Below are 17870 nucleotides of genomic sequence, written 5' to 3'. Positions count from 1 at the left end.
GTTCGGGGTTCGGGCAACAATAATAAGCTACATAGAATAAGCCAGTTCAAGTAGTTAGCTTCGTTTATTTTAATAAGTACTAACTTGATCTGTGAGGTTTAAACTGTAGGACTTTATCAAATCTGACAGTCGCATTTGTGCCATGAGCGGATAAAAAGTGAATTTGAAAGCCTGTTGGGTGGCGCCTTCGGCTTAACCAACCTACATTTTGACGTAGGTCGGATAAGTGGCGGAGCCACGCCATCCGACAAAAATAATGAATTTACCAGAAACAATCTAATTTACCACGTTAGCGATATATAACTGCTTTATACTGTAAGTTAAACCACTCTATACCGACTATCGGCTGAGTGCCATGGGCGGTCATTGGTAACGCTCAAAGCAGCTGCGCGGTACGCGTCGGCTGGCTTTGCTTGTTAGTTGAGTTATTCACGATACTCGTACTTTACTTTTAAATCAGCAGATTGTCTGCCATTCGGATTAATGTATCGAGCTTTATAAAGGTCAGAAATACTAATTATTAATTCTGTATCGCTAACCCAGCGCACCTCAAGCCCAGTCTCTTCTGGTCGACCATCAAAGGTAAATACGTTTTCAGCGGTTAACTTAGGGTTATCGCTTTTAATGTTAACCCCACCAAAAAAGTCTGTTGTGGCTCCGCCACAATCTCCAATAGATATTTCTGCTATTTGCTTCCCATTAGGGGAAGGTACAGATTTTACTACTTCATGGTAACAAGCAGATTCACAGCCTTTAAGGATAAGTGACAAACCAGCCCAGAGGACTAATAGTATCCAAAAGGAATAACCACCAATATTAAATAGAACTTTCTTTATCGAAGAATACATCGGCACTCCATGTACAACTAACATCCCACTAAGGGGCGGTAACACATGGGCTAAAATTAGGAACGAAGTGACGCAGCCCATGTGTTAGCGTCCCAGCGAGCATCGCGAGCGCCTTTAGTGTTTTGTTAGGTTTTTCACAGTTCCCACGCGAGCAATACTAATGATACGAAAAAAAAGAGTAAATATGGTAATGGTCTGCCGATACCTTCTACAAAGATTGAGGTCCTAAACCAAATAGACAAAAAAAGAAGTATTAGAGTGACTATTGCCCACAAATAGACTTTTGCTCCATTTGGGTTTCTTAATACCCTGACCTCGAACTTTTTAAACAAAGAAACATTTTCGCTGGCGCGAATTGTCAATGCTTCTCGTTTAAGGAACTCATTGTTGAATGTGCCATAGTTTAGCGTCCCATAATACCGTTTTGTTTGCCCAGAGTAGCTTGCTGATCTAGGGTTTAAGACTAATGACCAGTTTTCTGTACTGCCCTCCGTTGGAAGAAACTTGATAGTTACCTTTTCTTGACTTGTTTTGCGTGAGCCACCGTAACTTACGGTGACTCTGAAGCGTTCAGAATCCATTCTATTTATTAAGCAAACAGACTCTTTTTTAGTAACCAAGTCTGCACTGCACACGACGTCAGGGTTTGAAAGTTCACTTTGGAAGACGATTAAAAACCATATAAAACTTAACCCAGAGAGAGAAAAGAGAACTTTTGAACGGGTGAATAATTTCACAAGAAACCTAACAATTTAATAGTGCGCTCATCGCGCATATTTCTGCCGACTCCACGCTCATTTGTCTACTATATATAGTTTTAACAAATAACCTAAGGTATTACTATCACTAAGTTTTCTAAAACTTTAAAGAAAAGTTAAATAGAACAATATGCGCGCATCGCTCATTTTCATGAATTTATGCGCAAAGAACAGTTTAACAAATCAATTAACGACGATATTTGGCCAATATCAATGACCGCTTATCGCTCTTAGCTGCCTGTTAGGTGAAGTCCTAAGCTTTTATTTGCGTCTTCTATTCGGCGCTCTTTGCCCTGTAATACGTTTTTTATCGCGATCTTTACGCGCTTTGTTAGTGTTTTTGCGGTTATCTTTTGGTGGCTTATTTAAATCAGGTTCATAGCCTTCAAGCCATTGTGGTGTTAAGCGGGTATCAAGCAGTACTTCAATTTCTTCAAGCAGCCATTGCTCATCTAAACTCACTAGCGACATAGCAAGCCCTTGCTCGCCAGCTCGTCCTGTACGGCCAATACGGTGTACATAATCTTCAGCTATGTATGGTAATTCAAAGTTAATTACATATTTAAGTGCCGGTATATCTAAACCGCGCGCAGCTACATCGGTGGCTACTAAAACACGTGTACTGCCCTCTTTAAAGTTTTGTAATGCGCGATCGCGAGCACCCTGTGATTTATCACCATGAATAGATTCGGTTTTTAAACCATCTTTACACATTTCTTTGGCAAGTTTATCAGCCATTTGTTTAGTGCGGGTGAATATAAGCACTTGTCGCCAGTTTTTCATGCCAATCATGTGCGATACCAGCTCGCGCTTTCTGTCTTCATCTACTGCGTAAATAACTTGTTCAACCTCTACAGCAGCAGAGTTGCGCTTATCAACTTCAATAAGCTCAGGATCTTTGAGCAATTTTTTACTCAGCTCAAATACACTGTCATCAAAGGTGGCGGAAAACAGTAAGGTTTGACGATCGCCTGGGATATGACGCAGTATTCGTCTAATTTCGTCAATAAAACCCATATCAAGCATACGGTCTGCTTCATCAAATACTAAAGAGTCCACGCTTGAAAGCACCACACTGCCCTTCACTATGTGATCAAGTAAGCGCCCTGGCGTTGCCACTATTACTTGCGCTGTTTTAAGTGCTTTGATTTGAGGGCCAATGCTTGCGCCACCATAGGCAAGTGCACCTTTTATATCTGTACCTTGTGCGTATTTTTCAAAGCTTGCAAATACTTGCTGAGCAAGTTCACGGGTGGGCGTTAAAATAACCACACGAGCAATGCCTGGTTCGTCTTTTTTAGTGGTATTTAAAAGCTTATGTAATAGCGGCAAAACAAAAGCGGCTGTTTTACCGGTGCCAGTTTGAGCGCTGCCCATCACGTCTTTGCCCGCTAAAATTGGCGGTATCGTTTTGTGCTGAATGGCGGTAGGCGTAGTGTAATTATTTTGCTCTATTGCCGTTAATAGTAACGGGTCTAGGGCTAGTGATGAGAACGATGTGGCAGACATAAGCTTGGCTTTAAAATAACAAAGAACGCTATTATACCTGAGCTTTAGTAATAAAAAAGGCGCTAAATAGCGCCTATATAAAATGAAGTCTTTAAGCTGGTTTTAATGTGGCTTTACGTTCATTATAAAATGCAATTAAATCATCTACGGTGCTTTGACAGTATTCACGAATACCCGATACCACCATGTGTTTTTCGCCAAAACCCACCTTTTCGCCGTTTTCGAGTAAATTAAAGCGCAAGGTTATTTTGCCGCGTTTACCAGCGTATTCAAAGCTTGGCTCTGCAAACTCAAGGGTTGGTGATTTAATATCAATGTTATTAAGGTTAATGATCATTGATTCATAAATAATCATAGGCCGCGCAGGATTTATCATTACCTCTTGCTTGCCCATTAAAGGAATAATTACATGCGGGAACGCAGCACCTGAGAACTCAACATAATTTTTTATTAAACTGTTTGTAAGTGTTGGGCATTTACTGGTTTTACCGTCGCGTTTAACCTTTAAAATTACTTTTTCGCCATGGTTTACATCAAACTCTTCTCCAGGTTGTTTTGGAAAATTTAGCTTGGTATTTTCATCAACCATACCGGCAAAGGTAAACTCCATTCGCTCACTAATGCCATAGCGGTCTAACACTAGAGAAAAAAGTAAGTCTCCTGGTGCGCAAAACTTTTTAGCGTCTTTATCATGAAGCGGGTTGTAGTCGTCGGCTACACATTTAGCAAAGCGACAACCTTGCTCACGAGAAATTGAAACATAATCAGCATGCTGCTGATAGTAAGGACTTAACATAGTGTGTTCACTGCTTAAACTGCTTATAACCTAGCTATACTACCAGAAAAAAAATCTTGAGAGGTCGAATCTGTTTAATAAAGGCGAAAAATGATAATTTGCAACTCGCTAATTAACTAAGTAAATTAGGCAAATACGAGTTTAAGGGATTAACTAATGAAGTATTTTTGTTTATTAATATGCGCGGTTTCATTATTAACTGGCTGTAATAACATTACTTACACAACCAATATCGACGACGAGGTTTTATCAGAACACGTTTCAAGCCACACTAAAAAACGTGGTCTAGAGCAGTTTTACAGTGTTCAGGACGCTCTCGATAGAGGTGCAAGCCCTCTTGGTGGAATAAAAGGCGAAAGCTGCGATGTATCAGATGATACGCGAACATCCTCAATTAGCTATAACCGTTTGAAATCACAAGCTATAGAATCCCTTAAAAACGATGTGCTTTATTTAGGTGGCAATGCATTTACACTAGAGCAGTGCCAATCAGTATCCCGCTACAATTGTGATTTAGCCGTTATTTGTACCGGACAAGCCTATAATTATTAATAGCTCAAAATTATCTAATTGAGACTATAACGCTATGTGATTCGTTTTCTCTCATTTCCCCTATCAAACAACAAGCAGTATTTGCCAATGACTTTTTACTTTTTAGCTGCCGCTATTTTATGTGTTTTCCCGCAGTGTAAACTCACTGTATTTCGCCAACCATTATGGCGATACTTATTGCTGCTAAGTATTATTAGCGCCTATTATCAAGAATATATAAATTTAAACGCGGTTGCTGTTATAGCTGTTTATGTGGGATTGTTTCACTTTACGCTATTGGCAACCTCAGCGTTAAAACGTAATGTTCTAACGTCTTTATTTATAACAGCCTCACTCGGGTTGGCCTTACATTGGTTTGCGGGTTTTAATAACCTGCCAATTGTTGTTAATGAACAAATCACCAGTAACGCAATTGCATTTACCTTGTATGCTAATTTTGATAAAGCATTAGCGGGTTTAATGCTGGCCGCTTATTTTTTTGCAAAAAATAAAACGGCAAAGCCAGTAACTTTCGGCTACCCTGCTTTAATCATAATTATCACTATTTTAGCAGCGCTCATAACTGCTTTAACGTTAAACCTTGTTGAATTTGCGCCAAAAGTACCTGAATTTTGGTTGTTATTTATAGCTATCAATCTACTTTTTACCTGCGTTGCAGAAGAGGCATTATTTAGGGGAGTGATACAAACTAAGCTTTCAAAACTAATAACCCCGAGCAGGTTTGCACTGCTCGCACCGGCTATCAGTACTTGTGTATTTTCACTGGCACACTTTTCAGCGGGTACTCATTATATGCTTGTGGCGGCTGTTGCAGGTTTTGGTTATGGCTATATTTACTATAAAACAAGCCGATTAGAATGGGCCATTTTATGTCATTGGCTCGTTAATGTGTTTCACTTTTTCTTATTTACTTACCCTATGCTGGCAACTCCATCTTAGAATTACAGGCACAAAAAAGCCGCTTAAATTAAGCGGCTTTTGAATCTGTATACGGGATTACGTACTTGGGTAATCGCGGTATGCGCGTTCTATCTTTTTAGCCTGCTTTTTAGAAATACCTAAATGGGCAAGCGCGACACGTAAACGTGCACGCGATAGGTCAGACCCTAAAATTTCCATTGCATCAAGTACAGAGGTAGACGATGTTTTACCTGTGATTGCAACAAATATTGGCTCTAAGAAGTCTTTAATTTTAAGCTCGTGGAAGGTGGCTACTTCTTTTGCAATTGCAAAAATAGCTGGTTTTTCAAAGCTACGTAAGCCTTCTAGCTGCCATACAAAAAATTGTAATGCTTGGCGAATAACATCTTCGTCAGCTTTACCGGCTGTTAATAGCGCAGGATCGTAAGTCGGGATACCGCCTACAAAGTGCCCTGCTAAATCAACCATGTCAGAGAGCGTATTTATACGCGTTTTAGCTTCTGGTAATACTTTAGCAAGCATGTCGCCATTAAATTTCCAGTCAACAAAACGCTGCATTAGCTCTGCATCAGTTAAGTTTTCGCGGATCCACATACCGTTTAACCAGCTTAACTTGTCTACGTCGAATACTGGGCCACCAAGCGATACACGCTTCATGTCAAAATGTTCAATCATTTCATTAAGGGTGAACTTTTCACGCTCATCAGGCATTGACCAACCCATGCGGCCTAAGTAGTTAAGTACCGCTTCTGGTAGGTAACCCATTTCTTTATAGTAATTAATAGACGTTGGGTTTTTACGCTTGGACAATTTTGATTTATCTGGATTACGCAGTAATGGTAAGTGACCTAGTACGGGTGCTTCCCAACCAAAATCTTCATACAGTTTTAATAGCTTAGGCGCTGAGTTTATCCACTCTTCACCACGGAAAATATGGCTAATTTGCATATGGTGATCATCCACCACGTTAGCTAAAAAGTACGTTGGAAAACCATCTGCTTTTAATAGCACTTGCATGTCTACGTTTTCCCACGGGATCTCAATTTCGTCGCGTAGGTAATCGTTAAACTTAAAGGTACCTTCGCTTGGGATTTTCATACGTATAACGTACGGTTTACCAGCAGCTAGGTTTGCTTTAATTTCATCTTCTGTATGGTTTAAGCCACGACCATCGTATTTAGGACGCAGACCTTCGGCCATTTGCTCTTCACGCATTTGGTCCAGTTCTTCGCTGGTTGCGAAACAGTAGAATGCTTTGCCGTCTTCAACTAACTGATGAGCGTATTTTTTATATAAATCACTGCGCTCAGATTGACGGTATGGACCAAACTCACCACCTACATCAGGACCATGATCCCACTCAAGGCCTAACCAGCGTAAGCTATCCATGATGGCTTGTTCAGATTCTGGTGTGCTGCGAACTTGGTCAGTATCTTCAATACGAAGTACAAATTCACCGCCTTGCTGTTTAGCAAAACAGTAGTTAAATAAGGCAATGTAAGCGGTGCCAAGATGCGGGTCACCAGTTGGTGACGGAGCAACACGGGTACGAATTGTCATGGTAATGTCTCTTTTAATAAGTGAGATGGTATGAAATACCAATAAATATTTTAAGCGGCTACTTTGTTTAAGTAAGCAATAATATCGTTTGATTCATAAAGCCATTTAACTTGGCCATCTTGCTCAATACGTAAACAAGGTACTTTAACTTTTCCGCCTTGCTCTAATAGCTCTTGGCGGTATTGCTCATCATTTTTTGCATCGCGTGTTTCAATTTTTAAGCCTTCACGCTTAATTGAACGGCGCACTTTTACACAAAAAGGGCATGCTTTGAATTGATAGAGCTTAAATTGTGCGGTTTGCTGATCAAGCTTAGTTTGCTCTTGCGGATCACGTTTTTTGCTACGCGGCGTAAAAACAAAATTAAAAAATAAGATGATACAACCTAAAACCCAGCGAACTAATTTCATCTTCAATACTCTTTACAACAAATTTAAGGTGCAAGATTTTAACACAAAAAAGCGCAACACTATAAGCGGATTATACGTTGCGCTATATCGTTAAAAAAGTGCTTAATTACAACACCACCATATCATCTCTGTGTAGCACTTCCACGCCGCTATCGTAATCAAGTAAATGGCTGATTTGATTAGAATGTGCGCCTTTTATTTTATCGATTTCAAGATGACTAAAGCGCGTTAACCCCCGTGCAATAATTTGCTGGTTTACATCAATTAAGTTAATTAAATCTCCACGTTCAAATTCACCTATTGCACGCGTAATACCTTTAGCAAGTAAACTAGCCCCCTTAGATTGCAATGCATGCACCGCACCGGCATCAATTAAAATTTGGCCACTACTTTTAGGCCCTGCCAATAACCATTTTTTTCGACCATCTTTAGGGGCGGTAAGTTTTAAAAAACGGGTGCCTGGCAGTTGCTCGCTCATGCATTTTAAAATTACATTTTCATCCGCGCCTTTGGCAATAATCACCTCAACCCCAGCTCTTCTGGCAATATCGGCTGCCTGTAGTTTGGTTGCCATACCCCCTGTGCCTAGGTTTGTACCGCTGCCACCCGCAAGTTGGCGTAACTCATCATTAATATGGGTAACTTCATCAATCAAGGTGGCGTTAATGTCAGTGCGCGGATCGCTGGTAAATAACCCTTGTTGATCGGTCAGCAATAGTAATTTATCGGCATTGGCCAAAATAGCCACTAATGCCGATAAGTTATCGTTGTCACCTACTTTTATTTCACTGGTAGCAACCGCGTCGTTTTCATTGATGATCGGCACAACATCATAATTTAATAAGGCATTGAGAGTATCGCGGGCATTTAAATAACGCTCTCTGTCGTCAACATCGGCGCGCGTTAGTAGCATTTGCCCCACGTTAACACCATACAACGCAAATAAACTTTGCCAAATATGAATGAGCTGCCCCTGTCCAATGGCGGCCAACATTTGTTTGTCTATTAATGTGCGCCCACAGGGTTTTAATAACTGTTCGCGACCTGCGGCAACCGCACCACTAGAAACTAAAATAACCTGGTGACCTTGCTTTTTTAGCTCACAGCATTGGCGAACAAGTTCCACCATATGTGCTTTGTCTAACTTATCGGTACCGCCAGTGAGTACGCTTGTACCTAGCTTTACAACTACTACCTGATCCCTTTGCATGTTTTTTACTTAGCGCAATAAATGATGAATTTATTTATACCAGTTCGGTATTTTTGAACAAGTAAAAAATATTCAAGCACCCCCTCTGCGTGCTAGGATCGCACTATATTCAACCGATTAAATTACACCTTATGCCTGCCAGTTTATGTTTAATTATTGCCACCTTTTTGTGGGGTAGCTCCTTTATTGCACTTAAATACGCGATTGCGATTTATGATCCGGCCTTGGTGATATTTTTACGTATGCTCACCACTTTACTGATTTCGTTATGTTTATGGCGTTACGTAATTCGTTTTGAATATTTAAAAGGCGATTGGAAGTATTTATTAGGTATGTCGCTGGCAGAGCCTTGTTTGTACTTTTTATTTGAAGGCCACGCAATGGAGTACACCTCTGCATCTCAGGCTGGGGTTATTGTGTCTTGCTTACCTATTATTGTGGCGTTATTAGCCTTTTTTATGCTCAAAGAATACATTAGTAAAGCTATTGTGGTGGGTTTTACGCTGTGTATTGGCGGCAGTATTTTATTGACCTTGCTCTCACCGAGTTCAAGCCAAGCACCAAACCCGTTATTAGGGAATTTTTTAGAATTAATGGCCATGGTGTGCGCTGCATTTTACACCGTGTGTATAAAGCATTTAGCTAACCGCTACTCCCCACTCACATTGATTGCTCTGCAAGGTGTGAGTGGTAGTTTGTTTTTTGCTCCGTTTTTATTATTTATTGACCTACCCAGCGAAAACCAACACGATTTAACCGCACTAATGAGCATTTTGTACTTAGGCTCTTGTGTCACTTTGGGTGGGTACGGCATGTACAACTACGCGATTAGTAAAGTGTCGGTGTTAACCGCAGCGGCTTACTCTAATTTAATTCCAATTTTCACTTTAATTTTGTCAGCCATTATTCTTAACGAAGTACTGACACTTGGCCAGTGGTTCAGCATATTTGTGGTGTTTATAGGCGTAATGATAAGCCAACGCCATCAAGAACTAGTGGTCGATATTCCTAACGCTACCTCGGGTGAGGATATTTCAGCCGACACTAGCCACCTTAAATCGGTACCCGAGGCCAGCGAATCAAAAGGGTAACAGGTCAGTAAATACAGCCCTGCTTGATGCAAAAAATCGGTGTTGTACTGATTAATCACCTCAACATGTGTCACTGAATAATGCTGCACTTTGCCATTTTGTAATTGCAGAGAAAATTGCTCCCCCACTTTAGCGTTTTTTAAAAACGCAAAGTGGGTATCGTTGTGGCCAGCAATAAGTGCTCCTTGCGAATTACCAACATCAGCCCCACCTAATTCCCCCGCAGCTAAAAAATGGCTGGGCGCAAACGCTAAATTTCTACCACTTGCACCATCGAGCACGGTTAGTCGTTTATTATGCTTTGGCCATATTATTTGTGCCACTGGGTAACTATCAGCATAAAACCACGGCTTAATTTTTTTATTGGGTGATTTAAGGGCTGTTTGCCATGCTTGCTCTATTAACACTTGTGCAAGCCATGCCTTTGCCTGCATATATGCACCATGGCCGAATAGGCTCAGTCCTAAGGCTAGTAAACCTATGCTCAACCACTTTTTCATTTACAGCGCCTTACTAACAACAGGCCACCTAGTAGCATTAAAGCTCCAAACACAATATGCATTTTGCTTTGCCCGTCAGTTTGCGGCAAGCGCATACTCATTCCTTGCGGCATTGAATTAGCCACTTGTGTAGTTTGTTTAGCAACTTCTTTAATGGTGCTCTCTTCTATGGCAATAAACGCAGTAAATGGGCTAAGTAATTGATGCTCAAGCGCAAGTTGCTGCACTTGCTGTTTTACAACACTTTGTTGGTTGTATAGCAATAATGACTTTATTTTTTGACGTGCCCAGAGCTTATCAATTCCTGTGGCTTTTGAGCTTGCTTGCGAATTAAGCTTAACCTTAAACTCACCATGCGTTGTTTGCCCCGTAAAAGTAATTGTATCGGTATTATCTAATTTAATAGCCACCATAATAGGCTCAGCAAAATACAGATCCGGTAATGGGGAGGGCCAAAAATCTAAGCTGTCTCCATTTGTATTTGTTAACGCTAAATTAGTCATCGCCGGGTGAGCGAGTTTATCAAACAACTGCTGCATTTTTGGCTGCACATCAAAGGTGCTACCAATAAAGGTATAAGACCCCTTACCTATATCAGCAGCGCGGCGCATAAAAAAGCGATTAGGTGCGCTACCAATGCCGACGGTAAATAAGCGGCTGTCACCTAAAGTGCGCGCAATACTTTTAAATAACTCATCTTCGTTACTCACGCTACCATCGGTTAAAAACACCACTTGGCGTACAAAACCCTCAAACTGCGCACCATTAAGTACGGCATCAAGCGCACCTTGTATTTCAGTACCACCGTCGGCTTGCAAGTTATAAATAAAGCGCCTTGCACGGCGTAAATTAAAGTCACTAGCAACTAAAGGGGTATCACTCATGGCAGTAACCTGATTATTAAAGCCAATAATATTAAAGCTATCATCACTATCAAGTAACGAGAGTGCGTAAAACAGTGCTTTTTTAGCTTGCTCCATAGACTGCCCATGCATAGAGCCCGAGGTATCAACCACAAACACCATTTCACGCGGCAAACGCTCAGACTGGGTAAACTGATCGCTTGGCGGCATCAACATCGCTAACGCAAACTGCTCACCATTTTTTGCTTGCTGAGTAAAAAGTGCGGCTTGAGCTTGCGCTTTTTGTAGTGGCTTAAACTCCAGTACAAAGTCTTTATTTATTGCTTGCTGTGGTTTTAGCACAATGCTGTATTGCCCAAACGCAGAGTTTTCAATATTTACCTGATGGTACTTAGCGTTTATATCAACCAATTCTAAGCCTATATCCATGTTAATTGTTAAGCTTAAATCGCTGGCATTAGCCGCCTCATTGGTTTGCTTTGTATAAATAGGGCTTAACCATCCTTGTGGAGTAAACGAAGATGTATGATCACTTTTTACCGTACGCTTATCTTGCTCTTCGTTCAGTTTCCCTGTTGTTGCATGATACCGTGGCGTTATTGTGGTTGGAAAATGAATCGCAAAGGTTCCATGCTGGTAATCAATAATCTCTTGATATTCAAGCGTTATAACTATTTCTTCTCCTGGCCCTACATTTGCCACATTTGTAATAAACATATTTGCACGCTGCTGTCGCAGCAATGAAGCTTGTTTGCCTGCTTTTTTGGCAGCTTGGTACTGTTTTTCTGCTTGGTGTTTTTTTGCTATTTTACCGTGAATCACTCGCTCACCAATACGCATGGTCATTGCTTGCACGGCACTTTCATCGGGTAAAGGAAAAACATAACGTGCATTTACTGCAAAAGGATTTTCATTTATGTAGTGCTGCGTTACTACAACATGATTAATTAGTCCTGTTAGGGTCATTTTTGCATCGCTTTTTAAAATCACCCCAGGGTTAACCGCCACTCCTTGGCTATCAAACAAGGATAGTTTTGGCGACTGCGCATGGCTTTTAAAGCTGGCTAAAAGCACGATAATAATAAAAATAAAAAGGCTTACCTTGGTAAGCACTTTGGTGGGTTTACTCAACATAAATCACTCCCTCGAACGCACGTTGTTAATTGCTTGCGGTTTGATTACTTGACTGATTTAACGCACGAGTAGTGAGAGTAACGCGTCTGTCAAAAAAGTTATCTTCAAGGGTGTTACTGTTTGCTATGCTTTGTTGCTCGCCAAACGCTTGTGTGCTCAAACGTGTATGGCTTACTCCCTGTTTAATTAAGTAACTTTGTACGGCGTTTACTCTGGCTTTTGAAAGTAATAAGTTTGCTTGCTCTTCACCACGCTGATCGGCAAAGCCACTTAAATCAAGCGCGAGTTGCGGTTGGCTTTTTAATAACGCAACTAATTGATCAAGCTGCTTGGCAAAATGAGGAGCAATATCGCTAGAGCCTGTTTTAAATTGCACCGTCATTGCCAATAAATTATTAAGCTGTGATTGCGTTAGTTGCTCATTTTGCTGCGCCAGTAGTTCAAGTTGCGCCTCTAGGTGGCTGTTATGATTAAGTACGTGCTGGTAGTCGTTGGTTTTCTCTGCCATTACAGTTAAAGCTTGTTGCTGCTCAGCAATGGTTTGCTCAGCCACCTTGGCATCGCCAATTAAGCCACCAGCAAATGCACCTACAAACGCGCCAATAGGCCCACCAACAACGCCACCGATAATGGCACCTGTGCTTAGGCCGACTATGGTTTCCTTTTTTGCTTCTTTCGATGGAGTATCCGCGGCAAAAGCAGGAGCGCAAAAAGTGCTAACAAGTGTGAGTGCGATTAATGTTTTCTTCATGGTCTATTCCTTACTATTAATAATGGTTGGCAAGCTATTGGTTGGCACTTGCGTTGTATCTGTAATTTCAATAGTTGTATTAAAACAGCATGAAGTGGCAACAAAGGGGATCAAAAATGGCAAACTGCTGAGCAATTGTGGCAAAAAAATGGCAATTGTGTTTTTAACCGTACTTAGCGCAAAAACTTCGCTATAGTGCGCCTAAGTCAATATGAGTAATTAATAAAAATGAAGAAAATAGCCATCATTGAAGATGAAACCGCAATCCGCGAAAACTACATAGAAATGCTGAGCGCTCAAGGCTATCAGGTGAGTGGTTATGAAAACCGCCCTCAAGCAGAAGCGGCCTTTAAAGAAGCGCTTCCCGATTTAGCCATTGTTGATATTGGTTTAGGCCATGAAATAGATGGCGGCTTTTTACTGTGCCAGACACTGCGTTCACTGTCTAAAACCTTACCAATTATTTTTTTAACCGCTCGCGACAGCGAAATAGACACCGTATGCGGCCTGCGCATGGGCGCCGACGACTACTTAACCAAAGATATTAGCTTAGCGCATTTAGCCGCGCGTATTGGTGCGCTATTTCGCCGCATGGAAGCATTAGAGCAACCCGCTGATGCCAACGCATTAATAATTCGCGGTCAACTAACGCTCGATACGCAACGCATGCAGGTGCTTTGGCAACACCAGTTAGTTGATTTAACCGTAACTGAGTTTTGGATGCTGCATTCACTCGCTCAGCGACCAGGACACGTTAAAAGCCGTAATGAGTTAATGAGCGATGCTAAAATTTATGTAGACGACAGTACCATTACCTCTCATGTAAAACGCATTCGTAAAAAGTTTATAGCACTCGATAGCCAGTTTGACTGCATTGATACCGTGTATGGCATGGGTTACAGGTGGGAGCAACCCACATGCTGAGATTTGGCCTACGCAGTAAATTTATCCTACTTTCGTGCTTTTTGTTTTTGTTGCCATGGCTTGGCTACGAATATGTATGGGAAATGGAAAAGTTTTTACGCCAAGGCCAAGAAAAAACGTTGGTAGGCACTACACGTGCACTGGCCACGGCCCTGCATGAACGCCCCGCTTTATTTGACGAACAAACCAACTTTTTAGATCAGGTGGTAAAAGGTCGCGATCTCTATGCTTATAATTTAAAAAGCCCGATTCAGCTCGATGGCAAACTCAACGACTGGGACGCTTATCAATCGCTATTTTGGCTTTATGACAAACGCTACTTACAAACAGCCAATGATAACCATCAACTGAGCAACTTATCATTTAGCCATATGGTAGGTAAGTTTGATAATTACTTATATGCTGTATTTAAAGTCACAGATAACACTGTAATTTACCGTGCTAAAAACAGCCTCAGCATTACCAATAACGATTACATAAAAATTGGCCTAAAAAACCCTGATGGACAATTTAATACTTATATTATTGCTCCGCGCCAAGATGGCTGGGTCAACGCATTTGATGCCAACAGTAAAATGCCTTTTACTAAAATTCAGGGTTTCTTTAAACAAACTGACACTGGTTACAACCTTGAGCTGCGCTTTCCTTTGAGTATGCTTGGCAATAAACTGGGATTTGCCATTGCCGATGTTGATAGTAAACAACCAAACCAAACCCCTAGTATAATGTCTACATCGAACTTAAATAACCCGAATGATTTAGGTTCGGTACTGGTGCCCTCCCCTGAAATAAACCGTATATTAAAAGGCATGGGACACAGCGGCAGTCGCATATGGGTGGTCGATAATCATCACCGTGTATTAGCGCAATCGGGCAGTATTCAAAATGCCGATGGCGTATGGGCCGATGGGCTAAAAAATCAAGCGCCAAAAACTGCGTGGCAGCGCTTTGAACAAGCCTATTTACATCCTTTGTATTATAAAATTTTAACCCGTCCTGAAGATGAATTTATAGATACCTTACACGATGTAGCTTCAATGCAAGGCGCTCATTTAGCCAAAGCACTCAAAGGCCAACCGGCCTCGTCTTGGCGACTCACTCCCGATAACAAAGCGGTAATATTATCGGCTGCGTATCCTATTTGGATCGAGGATAAAGTTATCGGTGCAGTTATAGCCGAAGAAACCACTAATGGCGTGCGCACACTGCGTAATAAATCGCTGGAAAAACTGTTTAATGTGATTTTAGCGGTCATGTTAATTGGCACAGTCACTTTGTTCTTTTTTGCCTCACGTATATCAAGTCGTATTAGGCGACTACGCGATACAGCAGAGCAAGCCATTGATGCGCAAGGACGAGTAACAGGTCATATAAATTACAGCGATGCCAATGACGAAATTGGCGATTTATCGCGTAGCTTTTCAAATATAGTGAGCCGACTTGGTGGCTATACCGATTATTTAGAAAATATGTCGTCGCGCTTATCTCACGAGCTGCGCACACCGGTTGCGGTTGTACGTTCATCACTTGAGAACTTACAAAGCTTGCAGCAAAGTGAACTGAGTCAAAAATACCTTGAGCGTGCCAGTGAAGGAGTTGAGCGTTTAGGTAAAATAATTACCACTATGAGTGAAGCAACCCGCCTTGAGCAAAGCATTCAAAGTAATGAGCCAGAGCCGTTTGATTTACAAAAAGTAATTAGTGGCTGTATGCAGGGCTACCAACTTACTTATCCTAACCAGTTATTTACACTCAACATTTGCCAATGCACACTGCCAATGCAAGGTGCCCCTGAATTTATAGCGCAACTGCTCGATAAGCTAATAAATAATGCCTTGGAATTTAGTGAAGCCAACACCGCGATTGAAGTCAGCCTGAAGCAAAGCGAAAACAAAGCAACATTAACGGTAAGTAATACAGGTACTTTATTGCCTGAGGGACTTACTGAACATATTTTTGACTCTATGGTATCGGTGCGCAGCCAGCAAATGCAGCAACAACCGCATTTAGGTTTAGGACTTTATATTGTCAGGCTGGTGTGTGATTACCATAACGGTACAGTAACAGCACACAATAATGAGCAAGGCAACGGTGTGGTGTTTACCGTGAACCTGCCTTTAAATAATTAAACAAAAAGCGGTTTAATTATAAACTGCTTTATTTTAAAGCTTTGCAGTTACAATTTAATTCACACTCAAGTGTAACGATTCACTTTTAATTCATTCGCTCAGCCTTAGTCTACTCTCCTAGGAGGAGTCAAAATGAAAGAGTTACTAGAACCCGAAGAAATAGAGTTTATTCTCGATTTATATCGTCCTAATGCAACCAATAACCATGCTCAACAGGGCGCGACTAAAAAGCCCAAGGTAAGTAATAAACAAGCCATGCAAGCTGAGGCTTTAGCACGTAGTGCTTAACTACACTAACCTTACAAGTTAGCCATTAAGCTGTAAAAACGCTTTAATACAGTCTATTTCTGCCTGTTTGACCGTTTCACCTATTTCGGGGCCTTTTTTACCGCCTTTAAGTGCATGTTGCACAATTTGTTTTTTATCCATTTTTTGTAGTTCGTTGTGAATAGCACGTAATTTAGCGGCTTGTGGATAAGGCTTATCTACCAGCGTTTCGCCTCGTCCTTGTGCATCACACTGACAGGCTTGAGTAAAGGCAATAAAACGCTCTGGGTGCACTAGTGCATTTAAATTAGTGACGATTAATTTATGAATGGTTTGCGGCCTTAATTGTTCAAGCGTGTGGCAAAGCGTATGGTTATCACTGGTAAGCACGCCTATATCACGAAAGCGATTAGGTACTTTTAGCCGTTCACAAAAGGCCTCAACCACCGCAACCCCTTCACGTTCATGGCCGCGTAAATTACCGCGTTTTTTATAGCTTAGTGCTTTACCAAAATCATGAGTTAAAGCAGCAAACCGGGTTTCTAGGTTAAAGTTTAAATCGGCTGCTCGTCTAAGTACTAACATAGTATGTACAAACACATCGCCCTCTGGGTGATGATTTGCCGGCTGTGGGGTGTTTTTCATCTGTTCAATTTCAGGAAAAATACCTAAGCCATCTAATGCTTGAAAATAAAGCTCTGGGTGTTTTTCACCAAGCGCTTTTTCAGTTTCTAACCACACGCGCTCTGGCACTAAATGTTCCAGCTCGCCTTTATTTTTAAGCTCATGCATTAATGCAGTAGTACTTGGATGAATAGACCATTCACTACCATAACGGGCTAAAAAACGGGCAATACGTAATACCCGAACCGGGTCTTCTACAAATGCTTGGGTGGTGTGGCGCAGTATTTTATTTTTTAAATCATCTTGACCATTAAACGGGTCAATAACAGTGCCGTTTTCGTCTAGCGCCATAGAGTTAATGGTTAAATCTCGGCGTGCTAAGTCTTCTTCAAGCGTAACATTGGGGCTCGCATCCACTACAAAGCCGGTATAACCTTTACCACTTTTACGCTCAGTGCGCCCTAGTGCATATTCTTCTTTGGTTTTTGGGTGCAAGTAAACGGGAAAGTCGCTGCCAATGGGTAAAAACCCAAGCGCTTCCATAACCTCTGGCGTTTCACCAATAACAACGTAATCGTTATCTTTTGATTGTATGTTTAGCAGTTTATCTCGTACTGCTCCGCCAACTAGGTAAACTTGCTTTAAGCTTTGTTGCACTTTATCCCCAACCACTACTTTTAAGGTTTTCTTTGATGTTAATCATACCTAATCGCAATTTAAAAATCAGTGTTGTTTGCCAAGCTTTAGTAAGCTCATTACAATAGTGCATTATTTTTTATACCTCAACTCATCTTAACTAATGAAAAAACACTCAGCAAAAAAAGAACTTAGGTTACTGCCCATCCTTTTGATCGTTATTATTATGTGTGTTGCGGGGCATTTTTTGCTGCAAGCTAATTTTCAAGACAGTCATCTGGTAGAATACCTATTAGCCGCTATTCCATTTGCTATGTTTGGCTTAGTGATAGTGGCCTTTAAAATGGCCGCTAAAAGTGAGCAACAAGAAAGTGATGAGTAAATAAG

At 41.2% G+C, this 17870-nt stretch carries 17 protein-coding genes; 7 read left to right on the top strand and 10 right to left on the bottom strand.

From position 1 onward, the window contains the following. Positions 1–425: 425 nt before the first annotated feature. The 3 genes from QL986_RS13705 to QL986_RS13695 form a co-directional block, all read right to left on the bottom strand. Positions 426–848, bottom strand: a complete 423-nt coding sequence (locus QL986_RS13705) for a hypothetical protein (RefSeq protein WP_290191647.1) — start codon at positions 846–848, stop codon at positions 426–428. Positions 849–1867: 1019 nt separating this feature from the next. Next, the gene (locus tag QL986_RS13700; RefSeq protein WP_024602386.1) at positions 1868–3115 is read right to left on the bottom strand and encodes a DEAD/DEAH box helicase; all 1248 of its coding nucleotides are present in this window, start codon (positions 3113–3115) and stop codon (positions 1868–1870) included. A gap of 91 nt (positions 3116–3206) precedes the next feature. Then, the gene (locus QL986_RS13695) at positions 3207–3911 is read right to left on the bottom strand and encodes a DUF3581 domain-containing protein (protein WP_024602385.1); all 705 of its coding nucleotides are present in this window, start codon (positions 3909–3911) and stop codon (positions 3207–3209) included. Positions 3912–4067: 156 nt separating this feature from the next. Here QL986_RS13695 and QL986_RS13690 point away from each other — a divergent pair, with 156 nt between their 5' ends. Both QL986_RS13690 and QL986_RS13685 read left to right on the top strand, forming a co-directional pair. Next, positions 4068–4463, top strand: coding sequence for a hypothetical protein (locus tag QL986_RS13690; RefSeq protein ID WP_024602384.1), 396 nt, complete (start codon positions 4068–4070; stop codon positions 4461–4463). Positions 4464–4550: 87 nt separating this feature from the next. Beyond that, complete coding sequence (locus QL986_RS13685) at positions 4551–5402, top strand: CPBP family intramembrane glutamic endopeptidase (RefSeq protein ID WP_024602383.1); 852 nt, start codon at positions 4551–4553, stop codon at positions 5400–5402. Positions 5403–5459: 57 nt separating this feature from the next. On the opposite strand, the gene gltX is transcribed toward QL986_RS13685, so the two are convergent. The 3 genes from gltX to proB all read right to left on the bottom strand — a co-directional run bounded on the left by gltX (position 5460) and on the right by proB (position 8564). Next, positions 5460–6944, bottom strand: a complete 1485-nt coding sequence (gltX, locus tag QL986_RS13680) for a glutamate--tRNA ligase (RefSeq protein ID WP_024602382.1) — start codon at positions 6942–6944, stop codon at positions 5460–5462. 50 nt (positions 6945–6994) lie between these two features. Continuing rightward, the gene (locus tag QL986_RS13675) at positions 6995–7354 is read right to left on the bottom strand and encodes a glutathione S-transferase N-terminal domain-containing protein (protein WP_008111110.1); all 360 of its coding nucleotides are present in this window, start codon (positions 7352–7354) and stop codon (positions 6995–6997) included. A gap of 106 nt (positions 7355–7460) precedes the next feature. After that, complete coding sequence (gene proB / locus QL986_RS13670; RefSeq protein WP_024602381.1) at positions 7461–8564, bottom strand: glutamate 5-kinase; 1104 nt, start codon at positions 8562–8564, stop codon at positions 7461–7463. Positions 8565–8695: 131 nt separating this feature from the next. Here proB and QL986_RS13665 point away from each other — a divergent pair, with 131 nt between their 5' ends. Further along, positions 8696–9655: a DMT family transporter gene (locus QL986_RS13665; protein WP_024602380.1), complete on the top strand. Its 960-nt coding sequence runs from the start codon at positions 8696–8698 to the stop codon at positions 9653–9655. On the opposite strand, the gene QL986_RS13660 is transcribed toward QL986_RS13665, so the two are convergent. The 3 genes from QL986_RS13660 to pdsO are packed head-to-tail and all read right to left on the bottom strand — an operon-like array spanning position 9550 to position 12903. Next, the gene (locus tag QL986_RS13660) at positions 9550–10155 is read right to left on the bottom strand and encodes a class GN sortase (RefSeq protein WP_024602379.1); all 606 of its coding nucleotides are present in this window, start codon (positions 10153–10155) and stop codon (positions 9550–9552) included. The two genes, QL986_RS13665 and QL986_RS13660, sit on opposite strands and share 106 nt — an antisense overlap. Then, the gene (locus QL986_RS13655; protein ID WP_024602378.1) at positions 10152–12152 is read right to left on the bottom strand and encodes a marine proteobacterial sortase target protein; all 2001 of its coding nucleotides are present in this window, start codon (positions 12150–12152) and stop codon (positions 10152–10154) included. The genes QL986_RS13660 and QL986_RS13655 overlap by 4 nt, the downstream gene beginning before the upstream one ends. Before the next feature lie 25 nt (positions 12153–12177). After that, positions 12178–12903: a sortase-associated OmpA-like protein PdsO gene (pdsO, locus tag QL986_RS13650; RefSeq protein ID WP_024602377.1), complete on the bottom strand. Its 726-nt coding sequence runs from the start codon at positions 12901–12903 to the stop codon at positions 12178–12180. Between the two features lie 228 nt (positions 12904–13131). Between pdsO and pdsR the strand changes: the two genes are divergently transcribed. From pdsR to QL986_RS13635, 3 genes are all read left to right on the top strand, one after another. Next, a complete protein-coding gene (gene pdsR, locus QL986_RS13645) occupies positions 13132–13827 on the top strand; it encodes a proteobacterial dedicated sortase system response regulator (protein ID WP_128583346.1) in 696 nt (231 codons plus the stop codon). Further along, positions 13821–15956, top strand: a complete 2136-nt coding sequence (pdsS, locus tag QL986_RS13640) for a proteobacterial dedicated sortase system histidine kinase (RefSeq protein ID WP_128583345.1) — start codon at positions 13821–13823, stop codon at positions 15954–15956. The genes pdsR and pdsS overlap by 7 nt, the downstream gene beginning before the upstream one ends. A gap of 132 nt (positions 15957–16088) precedes the next feature. After that, a complete protein-coding gene (locus tag QL986_RS13635) occupies positions 16089–16244 on the top strand; it encodes a hypothetical protein (protein ID WP_164907909.1) in 156 nt (51 codons plus the stop codon). An 18-nt stretch (positions 16245–16262) separates the two neighbouring features. Here QL986_RS13635 and QL986_RS13630 read toward each other — a convergent pair whose 3' ends face one another. After that, positions 16263–17504, bottom strand: a complete 1242-nt coding sequence (locus QL986_RS13630; RefSeq protein WP_128583360.1) for a multifunctional CCA addition/repair protein — start codon at positions 17502–17504, stop codon at positions 16263–16265. 142 nt (positions 17505–17646) lie between these two features. Between QL986_RS13630 and QL986_RS13625 the strand changes: the two genes are divergently transcribed. Further along, the gene (locus tag QL986_RS13625; RefSeq protein WP_024602373.1) at positions 17647–17865 is read left to right on the top strand and encodes a hypothetical protein; all 219 of its coding nucleotides are present in this window, start codon (positions 17647–17649) and stop codon (positions 17863–17865) included. Positions 17866–17870: the final 5 nt, after the last annotated feature.

The sequence above is a fragment of the Pseudoalteromonas sp. APC 3250 genome (assembly GCF_030407915.1).
Taxonomy (GTDB): Bacteria; Pseudomonadota; Gammaproteobacteria; order Enterobacterales; family Alteromonadaceae; genus Pseudoalteromonas; species Pseudoalteromonas tetraodonis.
This window is presented reverse-complemented; position numbering and strand designations above follow the sequence as displayed.